Annotated in this window: 13 protein-coding genes and 1 pseudogene; 10 read left to right on the forward strand and 4 right to left on the reverse strand. The window is 54.8% G+C overall.

Annotated elements, in window-relative coordinates:
* The first annotated feature begins 902 nt into the window (after nt 1-902).
* The 8 genes and pseudogenes from AC0IW7_RS09135 (at nt 903) to AC0IW7_RS09170 (ending at nt 12,708) form a co-directional block, all read left to right on the forward strand.
* On the forward strand, nt 903-2,594 hold the full coding sequence (locus AC0IW7_RS09135) for a DUF1302 domain-containing protein (RefSeq protein WP_471817307.1): 1,692 nt from the start codon (nt 903-905) through the stop codon (nt 2,592-2,594).
* Nucleotides 2,595-2,608: 14 nt separating this feature from the next.
* Nucleotides 2,609-3,976, forward strand: a complete 1,368-nt coding sequence (locus AC0IW7_RS09140; protein ID WP_471817309.1) for a DUF1329 domain-containing protein — start codon at nt 2,609-2,611, stop codon at nt 3,974-3,976.
* 152 nt (nt 3,977-4,128) lie between these two features.
* Nucleotides 4,129-5,181 carry a WD40/YVTN/BNR-like repeat-containing protein gene (locus tag AC0IW7_RS09145; RefSeq protein ID WP_471817311.1) on the forward strand — a complete coding sequence of 351 codons (1,053 nt, stop codon included), beginning with the start codon at nt 4,129-4,131 and terminating at the stop codon, nt 5,179-5,181.
* 66 nt (nt 5,182-5,247) lie between these two features.
* The gene (locus AC0IW7_RS09150; RefSeq protein WP_471817313.1) at nt 5,248-7,731 is read left to right on the forward strand and encodes an efflux RND transporter permease subunit; all 2,484 of its coding nucleotides are present in this window, start codon (nt 5,248-5,250) and stop codon (nt 7,729-7,731) included.
* A 1,150-nt stretch (nt 7,732-8,881) separates the two neighbouring features.
* Nucleotides 8,882-9,085: pseudogene (locus tag AC0IW7_RS09155) on the forward strand (methyl-accepting chemotaxis protein); the annotation flags it as partial.
* Nucleotides 9,086-9,229: 144 nt separating this feature from the next.
* A complete protein-coding gene (locus AC0IW7_RS09160) occupies nt 9,230-9,946 on the forward strand; it encodes a methyl-accepting chemotaxis protein (RefSeq protein WP_471817465.1) in 717 nt (238 codons plus the stop codon).
* Between the two features lie 294 nt (nt 9,947-10,240).
* Complete coding sequence (locus AC0IW7_RS09165; protein WP_471817315.1) at nt 10,241-11,503, forward strand: MFS transporter; 1,263 nt, start codon at nt 10,241-10,243, stop codon at nt 11,501-11,503.
* Nucleotides 11,504-11,529: 26 nt separating this feature from the next.
* Nucleotides 11,530-12,708 carry an acetyl-CoA C-acyltransferase family protein gene (locus AC0IW7_RS09170; protein WP_471817317.1) on the forward strand — a complete coding sequence of 393 codons (1,179 nt, stop codon included), beginning with the start codon at nt 11,530-11,532 and terminating at the stop codon, nt 12,706-12,708.
* Nucleotides 12,709-12,789: 81 nt separating this feature from the next.
* Here AC0IW7_RS09170 and AC0IW7_RS09175 read toward each other — a convergent pair whose 3' ends face one another.
* The 3 genes from AC0IW7_RS09175 to AC0IW7_RS09185 are packed head-to-tail and all read right to left on the reverse strand — an operon-like array spanning nt 12,790 to nt 15,995.
* Complete coding sequence (locus tag AC0IW7_RS09175) at nt 12,790-14,310, reverse strand: DHA2 family efflux MFS transporter permease subunit (protein WP_471817467.1); 1,521 nt, start codon at nt 14,308-14,310, stop codon at nt 12,790-12,792.
* Between the two features lie 13 nt (nt 14,311-14,323).
* Nucleotides 14,324-15,517 carry an HlyD family secretion protein gene (locus AC0IW7_RS09180; protein WP_471817318.1) on the reverse strand — a complete coding sequence of 398 codons (1,194 nt, stop codon included), beginning with the start codon at nt 15,515-15,517 and terminating at the stop codon, nt 14,324-14,326.
* On the reverse strand, nt 15,510-15,995 hold the full coding sequence (locus AC0IW7_RS09185; RefSeq protein ID WP_471817320.1) for a MarR family winged helix-turn-helix transcriptional regulator: 486 nt from the start codon (nt 15,993-15,995) through the stop codon (nt 15,510-15,512). Before AC0IW7_RS09185 ends, AC0IW7_RS09180 begins: the two co-directional genes overlap by 8 nt.
* Nucleotides 15,996-17,104: 1,109 nt before the next feature.
* Between AC0IW7_RS09185 and AC0IW7_RS09190 the strand changes: the two genes are divergently transcribed.
* Entirely contained in the window at nt 17,105-18,046 is a 942-nt protein-coding gene (locus tag AC0IW7_RS09190; RefSeq protein ID WP_471817322.1) for a 3-hydroxyacyl-CoA dehydrogenase family protein, read from the forward strand.
* 141 nt (nt 18,047-18,187) lie between these two features.
* A complete protein-coding gene (locus tag AC0IW7_RS09195) occupies nt 18,188-19,585 on the forward strand; it encodes a GntP family permease (protein WP_471817324.1) in 1,398 nt (465 codons plus the stop codon).
* 344 nt (nt 19,586-19,929) lie between these two features.
* Here AC0IW7_RS09195 and AC0IW7_RS09200 read toward each other — a convergent pair whose 3' ends face one another.
* Nucleotides 19,930-21,852 carry a Tat pathway signal sequence domain protein gene (locus AC0IW7_RS09200; protein ID WP_471817326.1) on the reverse strand — a complete coding sequence of 641 codons (1,923 nt, stop codon included), beginning with the start codon at nt 21,850-21,852 and terminating at the stop codon, nt 19,930-19,932.
* Between the last annotated feature and the right edge of the window lie 61 nt (nt 21,853-21,913).

A 21,913-nucleotide genomic window follows, 5' to 3' on the forward strand; every position in this document is an offset into this window, starting at 1 on the left:
TCTCGGGAAAGCTTCGCCATATCGCCATACAGCCCAGCTTTTGATTGAAAAGCGCAATGGGTAGCAGCTGATTCAGGTGAGGTGATGTCCGGGAGCCAGCTTCGACAGTAGAGCCCTCCAAGCGGATGCCAGGCCACAGCATTTCGCATGAGCGATGGGATTCCTACGCGCTTTCGGTAGTCGGTTTGGCGAGGGTGCGCAGAACACGGTTGGAGCCAAGATAAGAACGGAGGATGAGGTTCGCATGCGGGTGTAAAACGAATATATGAACAGTCTGCCGAATTTTGAATCGTTCATGAAGTGAAAAACTCCTCGCTGAGCCCCAGGCCATTCCCCCCAAAAATCTATTCCCCATTCCTTTCTGGACGTCGAGTCTTTCGCGGTCGTTGCTACACCAATCAAAATCTTAAAATGACGTTAAGTCATTGAAAATATGCTGATTAATATTATTTTTAGCAAATTTCAGGTCGGTCAAAATGACGTCTTTTTTGCCATCTTTGAAACGGCCGTATGAATTTATCCGCTTAGTGCCGTACTCGGTGCTTGCGCTGCTTCGACGTTCTTAATATAAATGGCGTTCGTTTATGTGCACGACATTCATAAAATATGTAGCTGCGGTGGCTTGCTACGAGTGCAGTTAAAGACGCCGAGTCGACCTAGCTTCTAAAGCTTCGGCCGGTTTTGAAGCTGACGCACTCCTCGGTAAGCGATGAAGCAAGGGAGAAGGGTAAGAAGCAGGTTCTTGCAGCCGGTGTGGCTACGTTGTGCACGCCGGCTACTGAGAAGCATGGGTTGCTGGGACAGTGGTTCGACCAGCAGCCCGGATGGAGGAAGACCACGCAGTACCTGACACAACAACACGCACTTCGAATGAAAACAAAAACAAGATCTGAGGGCGCAACATGCATATCAGAAAAAAAGGCGTATTTCACAAGCCGGTGGCAGCACCTTTTATACTCGCCGGGCTCTACGTCGCTATGGGAGCGGTCAACCAAGCGCAAGCATTTAGCATCGATAGCGGCAACAGCGATCTATCGATGAGTCTCGATACTACCGTGCGCTACAACCAAGGTTGGCGCGTCTCGGGTCGGGACAAAGATATCGCTAACAATGTCAACTTTGACGAAGGGAACCGACTTTTCGACAACGGCGAGGTCATCCTTTCCCGTCTCGATCTGTTCAGTGAGTTCGACCTTAACTGGCAGAACAGATTTGGCTTGCGGGTTAGTGGCGCAGCTTGGTACGACCACAACTTCCCTGACGAGAGCGAGAGTGCGCCAGGCCTGGAGGCGCAGGCCAACTATCGAAATAATCACTATTCAAGCGTCGTTGATCGCTACTACGCCGGTCCGTCGGCAGAGTTCCGTGATTACTTCGTGTGGAGCAACTTCGATATCGGCTCCACTCAGCTGAACGCCAAGGTAGGTAGTTTTGCCTGGTTGCCCGGCGAGTTTCTCTTTGGTAACGCAAACAGCATTTCCTACGCCATGTCGCCGAACGACGGTTTGCTGAGCGATCTCAGTCCTGGCGCTTCTGCAAAAGAAACCTCGCTGCCCATTGGCCAATTAGCGACGACCTGGCAATTGCTGCCAGAACTGTCGGTAATGTTCCAATACACCTATGAGTTCGAACGGTCCCGGATTTCTGAAGGGGGTACGTACTTTGCTGTTAGCGATGGTGCGCTTCGTGGGCCAGATTTCCTCGCTCCGGGCGTTCGCCGTGAAGATCCCATTGAAGGGGATAACGGTGATGTTGCAGTGGGCCTGCGCTGGTCACCCGAGTGGGCAGAAGATAGCAGTTTTGGGGTTTGGTACCGAAAGTTCGACGACAAGAACGCCAGTTGGTCCAACCAGGTGGTCGTAGCGTCAGGTACCAACCGTTATGCACGCGCGGTATATGCGAAAGACATCGAGCTATACGGTCTGACTTGGAACGGAGTCTATAAGTCCGTCGGTCTGGGAGCGGAAGTCAACTACCGCAAAAACATGCCGTTGAACTCGACCGGCACCAACTTTGTCGCTATCGGCCTGCCCGAACCTGACCTCGATGGTGCTCGCGGCGACACAGTGCATGCGCTGGTCAGTGGTGCAGTCACCATCAACAAAAACCCTCTTTTCGACAGTGGCTCGATTGCTACGCAGGTGGACTACACCCACCTTGTTGATGTGACGGATAACGAGCAGTTCTATAACGGCAGTGAGAGCGAAGGTGGCTCAGTCGCTGGGCGCTGCGCAGACAAAGAATTGCTGCGTGGCTGTTCTACCAAGAACGCGGCGTCATTCAGCGTTGCTTTCACTCCGACCTGGCAGCAAGTTTTGCCGAGTATCGATGTGTCCTTCCCGGTTTTTGTTACCTACGGGCTCTACGGCAATCCGGCTGCTGCGAACGCGGGTATTCCGCCTGAGGACTCCTACCTCGCCAAGATTGGCCCGCGTTTGGAGTACTTCGCCGGTGCCACAAAACACCAATTTGACCTCGCGTACACCCACCGTGACGGCCGCACCGGAAAAATCGGTGTTGCTGAACAATACAGTGGCCTCGCGTACATGCATGACCGCGACACGCTGATCCTTACCTATCAAACCGCGTTCTGACCGGGAGACTGAGCATGAAATTTCGCATTACAGCAGTAGCGACACTCCTCCTCTCAGCCGCAGTGGCACAAGCCGCCGTGACTCAGCAAGAAGCTGAAAGCTTGGGGAAAACGCTTACCCCGTGGGGCGCAACCATCGCCGGAAACGCCGCGGGCACTATTCCTGCCTACACCGGCGGCCTACCCACTACACTTCGCCCAGCAGGCTTCCAGGCTGACTCTGGGTTCTGGGCTAACCCATTTGCAGATGAAAAACCGCTATTTGTTATCGACGCGAAAAACGTTGACCAATATGCGGAGCAGCTTTCTGAAGGAACGAAGGCACTGATCAAGCGTTTTCCGGATACCTATAAGGTGACGGTTTACCCAAGCCACCGCACTGCCAACTACCCAGACTGGATTAATCAAAACAGCACTGCCAACGCCACGCGTTGCAAAACTATTGAGGAAGGTGTGGCGGTAGAAGGGTGCTTCGGCGGTGTTCCTTTCCCAATTCCGAAAACCGGCAATGAGGTTGTTTGGAACGCCCAACTGAACTACAAAGGTAGTTCCTTCCTCACCTCCGCCCAAGGTTGGTATGTGGACGCCAAAGGAAGTAAGGTGCTCACTGCGGGCATCTATAACCGCAGTGACGTTCAGTATTACAACAAAGACTTGGATGTAGAGAAGTTTGCTTCCATTGGCCTGTATCTTACCCAGCTTAATATTTACAACGCACCTGCGCGAAATGTGGGTGAGGGTAACCTGCAGAAGTTTTACGTGAACCCGATCACTAACCCCAACGCTACGTGGTCTTATTCCCCAGGCCAGCGCCGTGTGCGCCGATCGCCTGACGCCGAGTATGACTTCCCGGTTTCCACATCGGGTGGTGCGATGCTTTACGACGAACTCTATATGTTTTCGGGTAAGCAGGATCGGTACGACTTCAAGTACCTGGGCGTAAAGGAAATGATCATTCCTTATAACAACTACGACTGGATGAAGACACCGGCTGACGTGTTGCTGACCCCCAACCATCCGAACCCCGATACTGTACGTTGGGAGTTACATCGGGTTCGTGTCGTGGAAGGTACTTTGAAACCAGGCATGCGCCATGTTCAGCCTAAACGTCGTCTTTACTATGACGAAGATATGCCAGGGGCTGGTATGTCGGACGCATGGGATGCTTCTGGCAAGTTAGCCAAAGCTATGTACACCCCGTCTTATCAGTTGTACGACAAACAGATTCCTCATTCGTCAACGTTCTGGCTGTACGACTTTGCAACTGGGGTTTATTACCACTCCGCGATCACTGGTGCCGGTAAGGGGATTATCCAGTACGACACACTTCAACCTGCATCGTACTTTACTCCTGAGTCTCTCGCGCGGTCGTCGCAACGTTAAAACTAGCGACATTAGTTGATTCGTGAGCAGCGGCAGGTCAAACACACCTGCTGCTGTTTCAGCTTTTGAGGGACACAGTGGTGCCAGCCAAGCTGTAATTATTTGTTTTTAATTCAGCTAATTGACTGGGTCATCTGTGCAAGGAGACGAAGATGCGGGCTGTACTGAAAGTATTGCCACTGTGGGTGGGCGCAATAGTTTGCATGCCGCACGCACTGGCTTTTACTGACCCATTAGACTTACCGCCAATGATGTCTGAGCGTGCCGTTAGTTCGCCACTCTATGGTGTAGCTGGAAGCGGGAATCGTCCCATTGTTGTGGTTGGTCCTCGGGGGCATATATTGCACTCAGACGATGAAGGCCAGCATTTTGTGCAAAGCGAACTTCCACTTAGTAGTGACTTGGTGGCGGTGTATTTCGCCAGCGCCACGCAAGGGTGGGCTGTCGGTCACGACGCGGTGATTGTGCATACCGCTGATGGTGGGAAAAGCTGGGAGCGGCAGCTGGACGGACGTCAGCTTGGCAAGCTTGCAGTTCAGTATTACGCCGATACCACAGGAGATTCGGAAAGCCTCACGCATGCTCGTGAGTACGCTCAAGCTCTGCAGGACGATGGTCCCACCAAGCCGCTTTTGGACATCTTTTTTGAGGACGAAAAAAGCGGTTGGGCAGTGGGTGCATTCAACCTGATTCTGCATACCACCGACGGTGGTGCTCACTGGGTTCCCTGGTTGGACCGAACGGAAAACCCTACCGACTACTCCTTGCACGCCATTCGTAAAGTGGGCGATCAGATATATATCGTCGGTGAGTTAGGTTTGGTACTGCGCCTTGATCGTGAGCAGCAGCGCTTTTCCAAAGTGGATATCCCTTACACGGGCTCGCTATTCGGCGTAACTGGCCGTCAGGGGCTGATAGTGGTGTTTGGCTTGCGTGGCAATGCATGGGGCAGCCGTGATAACGGCGCAACCTGGGAGAAGTTCGATACGGGCACCAGTCATGCGCTAAATACTGGCATCACGCTTGCGGATGGCCGATTCGTTCTAGGAAGTGCGGGAGGGGAGTTGCTATTCAGCAACGCTACTGGAGACAGAATTGACAAAAAAACCGATATCCAGCGAGCGCCGGTTTACGGTTTAACGAGTACAGATACTGATCTGATTACTGTCGGACCTAACGGCGTGCATGTGGTTGCGCCGCAATAACCGGCTTTTTACGCTAGCCGCCTTAGCAGGCTGTCAGTTACTGCTATTACCATCGGAGCTTTTACGATGGCTACACATATAGACCCGAGCAACAACAGATATCCAGTGATCAAGAATCGTCAGGACTTTGATGAGAAAACTGGCGGTCGCGTTGAGCGGCTGATATTTAATCATCGGCTCTTGATCATTGCGATTATTGCTGTGGCCTCCGTCTTCCTCGCCTGGCAAGCAACTCGTTTGGTTGTAAATGCGAATTTCGACCGAATGATTCCCAGCTCCCATCCCTACATTAAGAACTTCCTGGACAACCGCGGCGAGCTCCCAGGGCTAGGTAATAGTCTGCGCATCGTTGTTGAGACAACCAAGGGGGATATTTTTGATGCGGATTATCTGCAGACCCTGCGCGATATAAACGATACCGTGTTCTTAACTCCAGGTTTTGATCGGCCTTGGATGAAGTCGTTGTGGACGCCAAGCCTGCGATGGAGCCAGGTGACGGAAGATGGTATGCGGGGTGGCCCCGTTATGCCTGACCATTTCGATGGGTCCGCCGCCAAACTGGACGAGCTTCGTGAAAATCTGTCCCGCTCCGGAGCATTGGGTCGCATTGTCGCCAATGACTATAAATCAACCATGATTGTTGTCCCGTTGCTGGATCGATATGCCGATAGTGGTTTGCCCATTGATTACAAGGCACTGTCGCAGACGCTCGAAGAAAATATTCGAAGTAAAGAGAGCGACACCATTCGGATCCATATCGTGGGATTCGCCAAATTGGTTGGCGATTTGATTCACGGTTTGGACAAGATTTTAATGTTTTTTGCTGGTTCAACATTGGTCGCGACGGTGTTCGTTTACGGCTATACGCGCTGCCTGCGTAGTACCTTGATGTTAGTGGCTGTTTCCATTCTTGGTGTGGTCTGGTTGTTAGGGCTTATGCACCTTGCGGGCTATGAGCTAGACCCTTACACCATCCTGGTGCCGTTTCTGATCTTCGCCATAGGGCTGTCTCACGGCGCGCAGAAAATGAACGGCATCATGCAGGACATTGGTCGAGGCACCGACAAGTACATCGCGGCGCGCTACACGTTCCGGCGTCTGTTTATGGCGGGGCTAACAGCATTGCTCGCGAATGTGGTCGGCTTTGCGGTGTTGGTAATCGTCGATATTCCGGTAATTCGGGATCTGGCACTGACTACCAGTATTGGTGTGTCGGTGTTGATCTTTACCAAGCTGATCCTCATTCCTGTGTTGTTCTCTTACACCGGCGTCAGTCATTCGGCCGCGCAGAGATCGCTCCAGGAAAGCGGCGATAATGAGCAGATGAGTCCGGTTTGGTTGTTCTTCACCAAATTCACCACCGCCCGCTGGGCGCGAGTAGCTGTGGTCGCTGCGATTTGTCTGAGCATTGCAGCATTGGTGGTGCGAAAAGACCTTCAGGTCGGCGATTTAAGTGCCGGTGCACCGGAGTTGCGCCAGGACTCTAGATACAACCAAGATGTTGCCTATGTGACAGCCAATTACGGTCTGTCCAACGATCAGTTCGCCATTATCGTGAAGACGCCACCGAACGTCTGTGACCACTACGAAAATCTGGTGGAAGCTGATCGATTGGGATGGGCGCTTAGCCATGTGCAGGGAGTTCAGGCCACTGAGTCGTTCGCCACCTTGACTAAGCGAGGCGTGGCCGGGACGTTCGAGGGTTATTTCAAGTGGAACTCGATTATTCGCGATCCACGCTCGCTCGGGTACGCAGCCTCTCAGGTGTTGGTTAACAACCCCGATGTATTGAACCCTAAATGCTCCGTTTTCCCCGTAATGGCGTACCTCTCGGACCATAAAGCCAGCACGCTCACAAAGGTACTGGAGCAGGCGGAAGCGTTTGCGAAAGAACACGACAGTGACGATGTTAAGTTCCTGCCAGCCGCTGGTAGCGCCGGCATCGAGGCAGTAACCAACATTGTTGTCAAAGAGTCCTTCTACAAAATGCATGCGCTGTTATACCTCGGCGTGATTTTGCTGTGCTTCATCACTTTCCGAAGCTGGCGTGCTGTTCTTGTGGCACTGATTCCGCTGTTGATTACCTCAGTGCTTTGCGAAGCACTAATGGTCTTGCTGGGCATTGGCGTCAAGGTCGCTACCTTGCCGGTTATTGCACTGGGTGTTGGGATTGGTGTGGACTACGCCTTGTATCTGCTCTCTGTGCAGCTAGGCCAACAACGACGTGGCCGTAGTTTGCAGCAGGCTTATAGAGAGTCGCTGCAGTTCACTGGCCGTGTGGTTGCACTCGTCGGTATGACCATGGCCGCGGGCGTTATTACCTGGGCCTGGTCGCCAATCAAGTTCCAAGCTGACATGGGCATCCTTCTCGCGTTTATGTTTATTTGGAACATGCTTGGCGCGCTCATCTTGATCCCCGCGCTCTCTTACTACCTTCTGCAAAGTCGTGATCAGCGACGAGACGTCCAGATAACTGTTTCTGATGAGCTTCCTCCTCTCGAGCCTCGGGCTGCTAATCAGCGTCAGGTTAAGGTGGAAAGGACGGCATAGGTAGACCTGCCTGTGCAATAGCGGGTCGAAGGCACGGCCCGCGGTTTAACCCCATTCTGCTGTTTTCAATTATCGGACGATCACCATGCGACGCATCGCATGGTGATCGCCTGTTCCTTGCACCACGCATTTTGGGCTGCTGCCAGACAATAAGAAACCGGGTACGCCGGTGGAGGGAGTGACCATGAAGTTCATGCTAAGCCCGGCTGTAACGCTGATGAATCGGGTGAGTTTTCGGATGAAGTTTGGGCTAATTGGCCTGCTGTTCTTCATCCCTTTAGCGGTTGCCAACTACTATTTGATTCAGGGCTCATACGAGCAAATCGTCATCACGCGAACCGAACTTAGCGGCATCGAACTATTGCGCAGCAGTCTTGCCGTCAGTCAGCAGTTACAAGAACTCACCGACCTTTCTGAGTTGTTGGTTGTACATGGAACTACCGGGCGAGCCGGTGATGCTATCGGCAAAGCTGACGTCATCGAGGCCTCGACTTTAAACAAACTGAAGAGCATGAATTGGGAGGGGCTTCGAACTAAAGCGGGCGTTTTCGAGGCTAAGCGCGATGCCATGGTCTCCGGGCTTGAAGCTGGGCGCCAACAAGAGCTTTGGTCTACCAAGCTGGACGTGCGGCGCAAGCAGTTAGCGAAATCACTGAACTTCACTAAAGCCGTTCTATCCGAGGCGGGCTTTTCTCAGGACCCGAGCAGGTCGGTGCGCCAGCTCGCCGAATTTGTTTCAGCCACTACCCCTCGCGTGACAGCACTGATTGGTAGCAATCGGTCACTCGGTTCTATCGCCATGTTGGATGGTCATCTTGGCCCCTCGATATCAATGCGCTTGGAGCAAAATCTGTTATCCCTTGATGGTTTGCAGGAAGAATATCAACAGGCGGTGACCGACCTGCTCGATAGCTCCTCCTCTGCTCAAATTGCGCTAGCGGCTCCGGCGGCAGAGAGTTTAGCAACGCTGAAAGGTCAGTCGGATAGCGTGCAAAACAATCTGCTGGTCAGTGAGAGTTTTGATACGCCGTGGCAGGACTACTACTCGTTGGTCAGTAGAGATATGCAGAGTACGTATGATCTGAACACGTTGATCGTTGACCGGATAAGCGACTCCCTTAGCCAGCGATCAAAAAGCCAATTGAGTTACATGACGGGGTTGGCCGTTGTAGAGGCGCTGTTGCTCCTGTCGATTCTTTATCTGTTCAGCGGCGTCTACATTTCCATCCGCCAATCACTGCAAGGTTTGGGTGATTTGCTTGATCAAGTGGCTAACGGAAACATGACGGCCAAGTACAACCCCAAAAGCCAGGATGAACTGGGTGAGCTTGGGGTTACTTTGAGTCAAAGTGTTGAAAAAATCAGGCACCTCATTCAGCGAGTCAGCACCACAGCCGCAGAGGTTGGCGCTCGCACCGCCCAAGTTGAGATCATCTCGGCAGATAGCTTTCAGGCTGTCTCCGATCAACGCAGCCAGCTTGAGCAGTTGGCAACGGCAATGAACCAGATGTCTGCCACCTCCCAGTCTGTTGCAGGGAATGCCGCGGAGGCGGTCGATAGTGCGCAGCGTGTCGATAGAGAAACCAAAAATGGGCAAGGTTTGGTTGATGACCAGGTTTCTGGAATCGAAGAACTGGCAGGCGAAATGGAAAAGTCGGCTTCGGTTATCGACCAGTTAGCACGAGACAGTCAGCAGATAGGCCAGGTCATTGATGTGATTAAGGCCATTGCTGAACAAACCAATCTTCTCGCCCTCAATGCTGCGATTGAAGCTGCGCGGGCTGGCGAGCAGGGTAGGGGGTTTGCTGTGGTGGCTGATGAGGTTCGTACCCTGGCTAAGCGTACACAGCAGTCTACGGCCGAAATTGAACAGATGATTGGCACCCTGCAGGGTGGTGTGGCCGCTGCAGTAAAGACCATAAATGTAGGGCATGGCATGGCTAAGCAGTGTCGTGGGCAATCTGAACAGGTGAAGGTAGCGCTGACCAATATCCTTGATGCGTCCCGTACGATTCTGGATCAGAACCAGCAGATCGCTACGGCCGCCGAACAACAGAACGTGGTTGCACTTGATATTGATCGCAATATCTTGGAAATCACCAATGCGGGCGAGCGTACTGCCGCAGGCGCAGGAAATACTGAGCAGTCATGCCGGCAACTTTCGGTCTTGGTAGCACAGCTTAAAGACGTGATTGGCGTATTCAGAGTGTCCTGATTGGCCAGGAATGGCGCAGGTGTATTGCCGTCTTAACAGTTAAGACGCAGGGCACGTACAACCTATCAGTTGCGCAGTTGTCCTGGCGCCCCTGAGGTCGTGTCCAGAAGCAACTAACTCAGCTCGTTGAGTTTGTGCTGCATGCGTTCCGCCGGTACCGCGATTACCAGTTAGCTTCCCGACCTGGCAGAGCTTTTGGGCTCGGACCACGGGCTGACGTCTGCAAATCAGCGAAAAACAACAATAGGGGACGACCACATGACTTCACCAGGCGGGCCTGCTCAGGTCCAAGTAATGATGAGCGAATGGCGGGAAAACTGGCGTGTCGGTGCAGCAGCATTAATCGGCACTGCTGTTTCGTTTTCAGTCTGGCCGTCGCTGTCCAGTTTATTTGTTTCGCCCTTGCAGGAAACGTTCGGCTGGAGCCGTGGGGACATTTCCTTGGCGCAGAACGCTAGTTTGGCTGCTGCTTTGCTGTCCCCGGTGCTCGGACGACTAATCGACAGGATTGGTGTGCGCCCCGTGTTGCTGGTGGGTTCTGCATTGACGGCGCTGAGCTACTTTATGCTGGCTTTGCTGCAAGGCCCGCTCTGGGTGTACTACCTGCTCTACACATTTTTAAGCGTGGCAGGTGTGACCACGACTGGGCTCAGTTTTACCCGCATTGTGAGCGGGACATTTCAAGGTTCCCGGGGTGTGGCGTTGGCGCTAACGCGCTGCGGTTTAGCGCTCTCTGGTGCTGTGTTGCCTTCGCTTACCTTTGCTGTAATTGCCCTATACGGTTGGCGTATGGGTTTCTTAGCGTTAGGTACGCTAATTCTGCTTATGGCGCTACCCGCTGCCTGGTTTTGGGTGCGCGGTAACAGCGTTAAGCCAATCCAAGCAGGTAGCGCAAAAGCCGTGAGCGGTCTCTCGCTGTTGGGCCTGTTACGCAACCCGCGTGTGGTGATTATTTGCGTAGCTGCCGCACTTACGTATGCACCGATTGTTGCTTTGCTCAGTCAGTTTCAACCGTTGTTGATTGGTAAGGGCTTGTCAGCTTCTGATGCTGCCGCCGCAATTGGGCTGGTCGGAATGTCCGCGCTAGTGGGGGCGTTAGTAACAGGAGTGCTAGTGGACCGAATTTGGGCGCCACTGGTGGCCTGCTTATTCACCTTGGGTCCTGCAGTTGGCTGTTTGCTGCTAATGCAACCTGATATCTCCAAGCCGATGGCGGCAGTCTCACTGATTCTTCTCGGGCTGGGCCAGGGCGCCGAGATTGATGTGGTGGCCTTCATGATTGCCCGTTACTTCGGTATGCGCTCTTACGCCTCGATATATGGCTTGAGCGTGCTGTTCATTGCCACGCTCGTAGCGCTAGCGGGCTCACTAATTGGTCAGGCTTACGATCATTTCGGTAACTACGACGTGGCCCTAGCGGTGGCGTCGGGCTGCTTTGTGACAGCTGCTCTGTGTTACCTGGCCATGGGCCGATATCCCGCGCTGACTCGCGAGGAGAACTCGCACGGCCGCGGTAGCGAGTCGCTCTCGTCTTCCTCTGTTGAATTCGGCCGTTAATTATTTATTTGAAAGGAGTAGAGCACGTGCGTGAAGTAGTAGTGGTTAGCGCGGTACGAACTGCCATTGGCGACTTTGGCGGCTCGCTCAAAGATATTCCGCCAACAGAGCTAGGCACGTTGGTCATTCGCGAGGCTCTTAAGCGCGCCTCGGTAAATGGTGAGGACGTAGACCAGGTGGTGTTCGGCAATGTGATTCATACCGAGCCCAAAGACATGTACCTAGCACGTGTGTCTGCGTTAAACGCCGGTGTTTCGCAAAAAGCGCCAGCACTCACCTTGAATCGGCTCTGTGGTTCAGGTTTAGAGGCGATCATTACCGCCGCGCAGTCCATTTTGCTGGGTGATTGCAACGTTGCAATTGCGGGTGGTGCAGAGAGCATGAGCCGCGCGCCTTATGCGTCGGCGGGCACACGGTTTGGAGCCCGAATGGGCGATACCACACTGGTGGATATGATGGTTGGCGCACTGACTGATCCTTTCCACTCTGTGCACATGGGCGTTACTGCCGAGAAGGTGGCGGGGCTCTATGAGATCGAGCGCAAGGATCAGGACGCCTTAGCACTCGAGTCTCATAGACGCGCAGCACACGCCATTGCAGAGGGACGTTTTAATGAGCAAATCGTGCCGGTGCCGCTTAAGCGAAAATCTGGCGATGTTTTGTTTCTTGAAGATGAGCATGTGCGGGCGGGTTTGCAGCTCGCGGACCTGCAAAAACTTCGACCCGCATTTGATCCAGAAGGCGGCGTGACGGCGGGAAATGCCTCTGGCCTTAATGATGGCGCTGCCGCCTTGTTGCTGATGAGCGCCGATGCTGCTGCTCAGCGTGAACTCAAGCCGCTAGGGCGATTGGTGTCGTATGGGCGCGCGGGCGTTGACCCGCTGTTCATGGGCATCGGCCCGGTACCTGCGATTCGAATCGCACTGCAGCGTGCGGGATTGAAGATTGACGACATGGATGTGATCGAGGCGAACGAAGCCTTTGCAGCTCAGGCCTGCGCGGTAACCAAGGAGCTGGGGTTAGACCCGCAGAAGGTCAACCCTAACGGTTCGGGTATTGCGATGGGACACCCCATCGGCGCGACTGGGGCGATCATCACGGTGAAGGCGCTGCACGAGCTACAACGCGTTAAGGGACGCTACGCCTTAGTCACTATGTGCATTGGCGGCGGGCAAGGGATCGCTGCGATTTTTGAGCGATATTGAGAAAGCTACGGGGCGGCGCTAGCCGTCTCTGCACACCGTCCCGCTGGCAGAAGTGCCTCGCCGCGTTTGGGTGGAGGTTAGCTACTCAAGTATCGGACCATGGTCATTCTGGGGCATGGTTTGTGGAGGCTTAATCACCAATAGCAACGGCATCACCGCCAGTGACAGCAGCATCAGCAATTTGAAATCGTCGATATAGGCTATCCAGCTCGCTTGGGTACTGATCATGCCGTCGAGCATCGCTCTGCCGCTGGCTGTCATTGGGTTGAGCACGCTGCTCACGGGCCAGGCATCAAACAGGCGGTTAAAGGCGGTGACATGGGCCCCAATTTCGGCATGGTTAACCTGGGTGTTTTGCACCAACAGTGTTGTGACGATAGAGATGCCTACGGCAGAGCCGACATTGCGCGACAGGCTATACAGCCCCGTGCCGTCCGCCCGCAGTGAAGTCGGCAGAGTGGCGAAGGCGACGGTCGTCAGTGGCACAAACAATAGGCCGAGACTGGTGCCCTGTATAAAGCCGACCATTACGATGGTTTGCATCGATACATCGGGCGTCCAACCGGTCATTAACCACATGGAACCGGCCGACAGCGCCAGCCCCCAAAACAGCAGCCAGCGGGTATCGACTTTGCCAATCAAATGGCCAGCTAGGTACATGGTTAGCATGGTGCCCAGGCCACGTGGCCCCATGGCCATCCCCGCTTGCAGCACGGGGTAGCCCATTAGCTTCTGCAGGTAGGGGGTCATTAGCGCCAGGGAGGCTAGGTAGGTGATGCCAATAATGAAGATAAACACCACGCTCAGGCTGAAGTTGCGGTCTTTGAATAACTTCAGGCTGATAAACGGATTTTTTGCGGTGAATGAGTGCACTAGGAAAATGTAACTAGCGGACGCCGCCACCACGGCCTCGAGAATAATTTCCAGGGATGAAAACCAACCCAATTGCTCACCCCGGTCGAGGAACAATTGCAGCGCCATGATCGCCACGCTTAGTGAGCCGAAACCCATCCAGTCCATGCGTGAATTCTTGTCCACGGGTGTTTCCGCGACATAACGAATAATGCCCAGCAGCGCCAAAAGGCCGATGGGCAAGTTAATAAAGAACACCCAGCGCCAAGTGAAGTTTTCCGTCAGCCAACCGCCCAGCATGGGGCCGAGCACTGGGCCGACCATTACCGAAACACCAAACCAGGCCATGGCCGAACCGCGCTCTTTTAGCGAATAGATATCCAGCAGAATGCCCTGTGAAAGCGGCACCAGTGCTGCGCCGGCCAAGCCCTGCATCAAGCGAAAAGCAATGATTTCGCCCAGTGACTGGGCAATACCACACAGCACCGACGACAGTACAAAGCCGACTATGGCCCAGAGCAAAACTGTCTTGCGGCCAAAGCGCCTAGCCAGGAAGGCGGAGGGCGGGGTCATGATGGCCGCGGCCACAATGTATGAGGTCAACACCCAGTTTATCTGGTCGGCGCTGGCCGACACGCTGCCTTGCATATAGGGCAGGGCGACGTTGGCAATGGTGGTGTCCAACGCCTGCATGACCACCGCCAGGATCACACAAGCGGTGACCATGAGCCGCTCTGTGGACGGTGGCATCACCGAATTGCTGTCACTCATGGGCTTGGGCTTTGCTGGCGAATACGCCGCTGAACAGTTCGGGTAAACCACGGGCGTGGCCGGTGTCGATATCAGCTTCCACGCTCATACCATGGCGCAAGGGCGGTTTGCCCGCAGCGTCGTCGATGCGGATGCGCACGGGAATGCGCTGTACCACCTTTACCCAGTTACCGGTGGTGTTCTGTGCCGGCAGCAGAGAGAAGCTGGAACCCGATGCGGGGCTGATACTTTCCACGGTGCCGTGCCAGGTGACGCCAGGGTAAGTGTCGACGCTGATATCCACCGGCTGGCCCGCTTGCATATGGGTGAGTTCGGTTTCTTTGGGCGAGGCCGCTACCCACATATGTTCTGTGGAAATCAGGCTAAAGCCCGACTGCGGTGGTTGCAGATAAGCACCCGCAGCTAGCGAGTCGACATTGGTAACAATGCCAGCGAAGGGCGCCACCACCACGGAGTTCTTCAAGTTGCGTGCGGCTTCATCGACGCGCGCTTGGGCCTGCATGTAGGTCGGTTGCTGCTCTACGGGCAGGTCGATATTGCCGCCCAGTTGCGCCAGGGTGGCTTGCGCCTGGGCTTTAGCGACTGCGACTTTTTGCTGGGTGGTTTGCAGGTTGTGGTGGGCATCGTCGTACTGGGTTTTAGATACCGCGGACACGCTCACCAGCTTGTTGAGGCGCGCCAGATTGATTTCGTAGTACGGGATTTCCGATTGCGCTTGGGTGATCTCTGCCTGGGCCTGGGCGTAGGTGGCTTTGAGGTTCATCACTTGGTTGCGCACTTCACCTAGTTGCGCCTTGGCGCTATCCAGGGCGATTTGAAATGGCTCTGGGCGCAGACGAAACAGTACCTGGCCCTTGGTTACCAACTGGTTATCGGTGACTTCCACCGCTTCGACAATCCCCGCCACATCGGTGGAAACGCCGACGCGGTCAGCCTGAATGTAAGCGTTGTCGGTGGAAACCACCTGGCCGCCCAACACATACAGCGCGCCACAGGCCAGCAACGCTAGGGGCAGCAAGAGAAACAAACCACGGCGCAGGCGCTGCTTCGCTTTTGGCGGCTCGCTTTGCTCCGGTATGCCATTGACGGGCTCTGTGGTGAGTGGTTGTTGGCTGTTGGCGCCGTGTGTTTGCGGGTGCATCTGCGGTGCGCTCTCGGCCTGGATTTTTGCGTGGGCTTCAGACATCGCTTAGCTCCTCCTGATCCACCGGCTGGCCACAGGCATCGATAAGGTTCTCACGCATGCGCGCGAGAAATTGCTGGAGCAGTTGGGTTTCGGATTCGGAGAAAGAAGCCATCGCTTCCGCCCGAGTTTGCTCACCAAAACGGCGCATAACCTGCAAAAGGGGATGGGACTGTGGGGTGAGGTAAAGCAGGGTCATGCGTCGGTCGGTGGGATGCGGGCGCCGCTCAATCAAACCGCGCTCCTGCATTTTGTCGAGCAGGCGTACCAAGGTGATCGACTCGATTTCCAGCAGGTCGGCCAGGCCTTTCTGGTGGATGCCTTCATTCATTGTCAGTTTGGACAGAACCTGCCACTGCGAGCGGGTCAGATTGATCTGTCTTGTGCGCTGTTCAAAGCGCTTGCGCATCAGGCGTGCGACGTCATGCAGAACAAAGCCTAGGGTCGGTTGGGTCGTCATTGCTCTCACCAAAAAATACATAAGCATGCTTATGATAGTTTGGCTTGTGAGCAGTCTGCTACTTATATTTTTTTGAAAAACGTTAGCCGCTCGACTAGCGGATACAGGCTGCCTCGAACTGGATTCCAGAGATGCCGAATTGCAATCTATAGAGGCGATTGCCGCCACCCACGAACGCTCTCTATCGAGCAGAAAGCTGAGGGTAACCATCGACCCAAGCTGGTGTGAGAACAAAATGTGAGCTATCTATGGCCGTATACCTCCCAACCCGACCGCATCGGGCAAGGAAGCGTCGGGGAGGGAGGGTACTAAATCGTCTGACTCATGTGAGCTAGCGTCGTATGAGTTACTGGAATAGAAAACCAGTGTGAGTAACGCCTTACCCGAAACAACAATGAAGTGTTCATGCGGTCAATCTCGCATCAGGTTAAAGCTAGCGTTACCAAACTTTGACGTCCCCTGTTCCTCCTCCCCATAAAGTATGGCCTCAGAAAGTTGAGCGACCTTAGCTGCTTAAAAATCCATCGTGGTGGTGGCAGGAAATACCCAATTGCTAGCGGTAATAATTAATTGATTAAGCAAATGAATCTATTGAAAAAATAAAATTAACAAATAAATGTCTTAACGCCACACTCCGGCAATACAAATTCCGCCTCCTCAAAAATACAAAAGCGTGGATAGGTAATGGTCGGTTCCGATAAGGACGTAAGCACCTGTGCAGAAGCGATGGCTAGGCGTGAGCACGGGACCTATCTGCTCACCAATAGCTTCAGCCTCTGCATTTCCCCCCAAACCTCATTGCCTAGATTAAGCGCAGTGGCTGCCTTAGCCATGCGGTTGGTTTTCACAATGGTGGCATCGACGGCTTCGGTGCTCGCCTATTGCTGGAACACCGGTAGTTTCACCAAAGAATTGCCTTCTACCTTAGCGAGAACGCCCTATTTGGGAAGCAACCGCGTAGACGTGAACTGGACGACGCCCCTATTGCGAATGGCATCCGCTTGCCGAGCCTGAACACCCAGTAGCCCGAGATGATCTGTCTGATTCGAACGAAAGGTCTGACCTCGCTGTGCATCGGCAGCGGTCAGGGAGTAGCGCTGACTTTGGCGCGGGACTAAGGAATAAACAATATGACCACTGCCTTCACTACGTTCTATGCATCGACTGCAGTTATGGGTTCTGGCCTCATGGGCGTTGGCATCGCACTGCACCTTGCTCGTCATGGGCTCGAGGTTCGGCTTTACGACCCTCAGCCAGAACGGCTGGCGGAAATTCCGGCGGTAGCCGGTGCGATTCTTCGCGAACTGTCGGCTGCCGGCCAGTTTGACGAAACCGACACGGTCGAGATCCTTTCGCGCCTAATACCGGTCAGTACGCTTACGGCACTGGCCGATGTTGATCTGCTGATTGAGGCGGTACCCGAGCGCCTGCCACTGAAGCAGTCCCTCTACCGAGAACTGGAGGGTATCGTCCGGTCCGACTGCGTGTTCGCCAGCAACACCAGTGGCTTTCCACCGGACAGCCTGGCTGAGGGGTTACAGCACCCTGAACGTCTGTTTATTGCGCATTTTTGGAATCCGCCGCACTTCATCCCATTGGTGGAGCTGGTGCCAGGAACCGCCACCGACCCTCGTCATGTCGAAACACTGCGTGTGATGTTCGACGCCATGGACCTGGAAGCCGTCGTGCTAGAGAAAGCGGCCCCCGGGTTTATTGGCAACCGCCTGCAGTTCGCTCTGCTGAGAGAAGCCCTGCACATTGTCCAGAGTGGTATCGCCGATGCCGAGACCGTGGACCGAGTGATGCGTGCCTCATTGGGGCGGCGCTACGCAATGGTAGGTCCGCTGGAGGCAGCCGATATGGCCGGCCTGGATACCTTTGTCGACATTTCCACCCACCTCATGCCGCAGTTGGCACAAGGTAGCGATGTGATTGAGTTGCTCAAGGAAAAAGTTGCTCAGGGCAAAACTGGCCTGCGCAGCGGCGAGGGGTTCTACCGTTGGGACGATGCGCGCAAAGAGCGCTTGCTGAGCCGGCGCGGACACCAGTTACGCCATGCGCTCAAACCCTAAACCCTTCGAGTACTGAGCGCCGAATGACGGCATAACAATGTACGCCGACCGATTCAGTACTGCTTGTCACACCCACGGTCTACAAGGCCGAATTCATAACAACAACAATCGCTGGCCTCTGAGCCGGCTCCTGGAGATTGCATGAGTATCCTGATAGCCCTCGCGGCGCTTGGACTGTTGATGCTCGCCGCTTACCGTGGCTACAGCGTTATTCTCTTTGCTCCCATCGCCGCGCTTGGCGCGGTTTTGCTGACTGATCCGAGTGCTGTAGCGCCGGCATTTACCGGCCTGTTCATGGACAAGATGGTCGGCTTTATCAAACTCTACTTTCCGGTGTTTTTGCTTGGCGCCTTGTTCGGGAAGCTGATTGAAATGTCCGGCTTTTCTCGCTCGATTGTCGCTGCGGCAATCCGACTGCTTGGGCGCAAACAGGCGATTCCGGTCATCGTGGCCGCGTGTGCATTGCTTACCTATGGTGGTGTGTCGCTATTCGTAGTGGTGTTCGCGGTTTATCCGTTCGCCGCCGAGATGTTCCGCCAAATAGGAATTCCCAAACGGCTAATGCCGGCGACCATCGCCCTCGGCGCGTTCTCGTTCACCATGGATGCATTGCCCGGCACGCCACAAATCCAAAACATCATTCCCTCTAGCTTCTTCAAGACCACAGCCTGGGCCGCCCCTTGGCTAGGCTTGATAGGTTCGATCTTTGTGATCATTGTTGGCCTGACTTTTCTTGAACTCTGGCGACGTCGGACTCAACGCGCTGGCGAAGGCTACGGTGCCGAAGCCGACCTGCGTAATGAGCCGGACACCGCGCAAGATATCTCGCTAGTTCACCCGTTGATCGCGCTTTCGCCGCTGGTATTGGTCGGTGTATTGAACTTCTTTTTTACCCGCTGGATTCCCCAGTGGTACGGCGCTACCCACAGCCTGACATTGCCTGGGTTGACTGCACCGATTCAAACCGACGTGGCTAAGATCACCGCCATTTGGGCGGTCGAGGCCGCGCTCCTATCCGGCATTATTCTCGTCGGTGTTTTCGGTTACCGCACCATCAAAGAGAAACTCGCCGAAGGCAGCAAGACTGCCGTATCCGGTGCGATGCTGGCCTCGCTAAATACAGCCTCTGAGTATGGATTTGGTGCGGTTATCGCGGCTCTTCCTGGTTTCATACTGCTATCTCATGCGCTGCAATCCATCCCCAATCCGCTAGTCAACGAAGCCGTCAGCGTCACTCTATTGGCGGGTATCACGGGCTCAGCATCGGGAGGGATGAGCATCGCACTGGCTGCGATGGCAGACCATTTCATTGCGGCGGCGAATGCTGCTGGCATTCCACTTGAGGTTCTACATCGAGTGGCATCTATGGCCAGTGGTGGGATGGACACGCTACCCCACAACGGCGCCGTGATAACCCTGCTGGCGGTCACCGGCCTTTCGCACCGGCAGGCTTATGGCGGCATATTCGCTATCACCTTGATCAAAACGCTGGCGGTCGCTTTTGTGATTGCTGTCTTCTATCTCACAGGAATCGTGTAGTGAGTAAAGCCCAGCCTTGTGTGCAAGATCGCACTGCTCACAGCGGCGATTCGCCGCGTGGGCAGAAGGGATTTGGGGATTAATAGACAAAACTGAGGTGTTTTGCCTTGCCCGCTCAAATCGATCAGCGGTAGGGCATTCCTCTCAACTGTCCTGCTCTCCAAAGGCTGGAGACAGCCCTTGGAGATATCCCAAATACGGAGGCAGGTACTGCGAGTAGATCACCTCGTAGGAGCTGCTGCTTCGGTTAGTGTTTCGTGTTGACGGCACGCTCATTTCTCACGTCCTCATCTTGGCAAGCTCACGCTCAAGATCGAAGCCGACCAACATGCGTTGCCAGCGTGCTACTCAACTACCACGCGAACTCTTGCCAGATTCCCCACCCTCGCGAACGCCGTCTTGGCGTCTCCCTCGCGCTGAGAAAACACGCGTAGTACGGGGTAGTAGGTACCAAGTTTGGAGTACCCCAGCGTTTTATGTACCGCGAGGGTTTCAGAAGGCTGATGAGCAAGTGGCGATTCAACGAAATCGTCGCTTCCGGTCTCGCTCCATTCCACTTTCACCACTTTGCCGGCAGCGGGTGGTACTGCAATGTCGCCCAGAAGCGTAACGGGCTCTCCAACGCGCGCCTTAATTAGTTCGCCACTCTGTGACGTGAGCTTCACCGTAGGCTGAATCCCTTGCCGCGCAGAGGAGTCGGCGGGTAATGACACTTGACCATTGCTGAGCTGATAGCGGGTGGAGCGGGGCGGGGCGGTGTCGTTTTCCACCCAGGCGCTGACATCCCTGACGGCTTGCTGGAGGATGCCGTTGTAATCGATCAGGCGCACCGATTGATTGTCCACGGCGCCCGATGCGACAACGCTGCCATCCAGGTGATCTGCGTTGTCGTTTACCCAGACCCGTACGTTCGCGTCGTAGCGCTCACCGAGGCTTTTCTTTAGGCGCTGGTCGTACCAGTCTGCATCCCAAGGGTAGGCGTCCACGTCCAGTGCGTTGGCGATCACGATCATCTTGCTGTGGATATTGCCGCTGTGATTTCCCCCACCGCTAACATTGGTACTGATTGTTGGCCCCACCTCTAAGCCGCGCTGCGGGTAACGGGGTGAGCCATCTGCCTGGCGAAATTGATCCCACACCGCAAACGCGCCAACGCTTGGAACTTGATGGCGGTGGTAGGAGGTCAAGGCAATTGCCCAGCGATTGTCGACATGAATCCGCGCGCCATCGTGCAGGGTGTTAAGCGTCACCCCAGGTTTTTGCGCATCGAGGGTAAAAACGCCTCGCTCACTGTCGAAGGAACCGAGCAATTTTCGCGTAGCAAAGTCACCGCTCCCTTCAAGGGCAAAGTCCATTGCTGAGCTGTTTTTTACCTGCGCCAAACCGGCCAGGTGCAACCGTGTTGGCTTGCCGGTTGAGTCTCGATCAATGCGTTGAACCGTCACCACGCGATCAACTTTTGCATTGCGTACCAGGTCACCCAGCGTGGACTTCTCCGTGCCGAGATAGCCCGGCTTACTCCAGAAGTCATCCGCGTAGCTGGGGTCCATATCTTTCACGGAACTTGCGAAGCCCAGCAAGCCTTGCGGGTCGTCCAGCCCCAGGATGTAGGCGTAGTTAGCCCAGCCACGCATGGGTACTCCCATCGCCGCCACCTCGGCCAGCACCTGGGCCTCGGTGGCGTTAAGACCGGCAAAGGGCTTGCCGCTGCCTCCTGGTCGCATTGCGTCGGCTATCTGTGGGGCTTTATCTGCAAGTACCAGCCGCGCAAAAGCGCGCACGAAAAAATTGGTTGGAATAGAAGTAGGCACGCCTATGACAAAGGGGACAGCGCCATCCCATATCCCCGAAGAGTTTTCCGCTGCGGCAATCGTCAGGTAGGAACCACCGCTGCCACCATAGATATAGCCATGAATCTGGGCAGGGGACACGCCATAGTATTGCCCAGCGACGACCTTGGAGAATTTGGCGGCAGCGGCGTTGGCTCGATAGCCTGAGGACGAAACTGTATCCACCGTATAGGCACCGCTGTCGGCATCAAATTTGATGACCTCATCGGCAACGTTGCCATCTCCCAACGGGTAAACCTTATGGAAAAAGCGTCCCTGCCACTGGGCCTTAGGTGGGAAGTAAAAGCTGAATTTAACCTCTGTACCGGCGAAATGGCCGGACACCCGTTGTGTCGGCACAGGGCTGGTCAGAGCCTCGCGGCTATCTATCACCGGACGATCAAACTCGGGGTCGACGCAATCTGGCGTAATGAACATCACGCCACCTGAGGTCGGCGCTGTGCACAACGGCGCTGAGTCCGCTGAGGCCACCGAGCAT

The sequence above is a fragment of the Pseudomonas sp. AC229 genome (genome assembly GCF_979254655.1).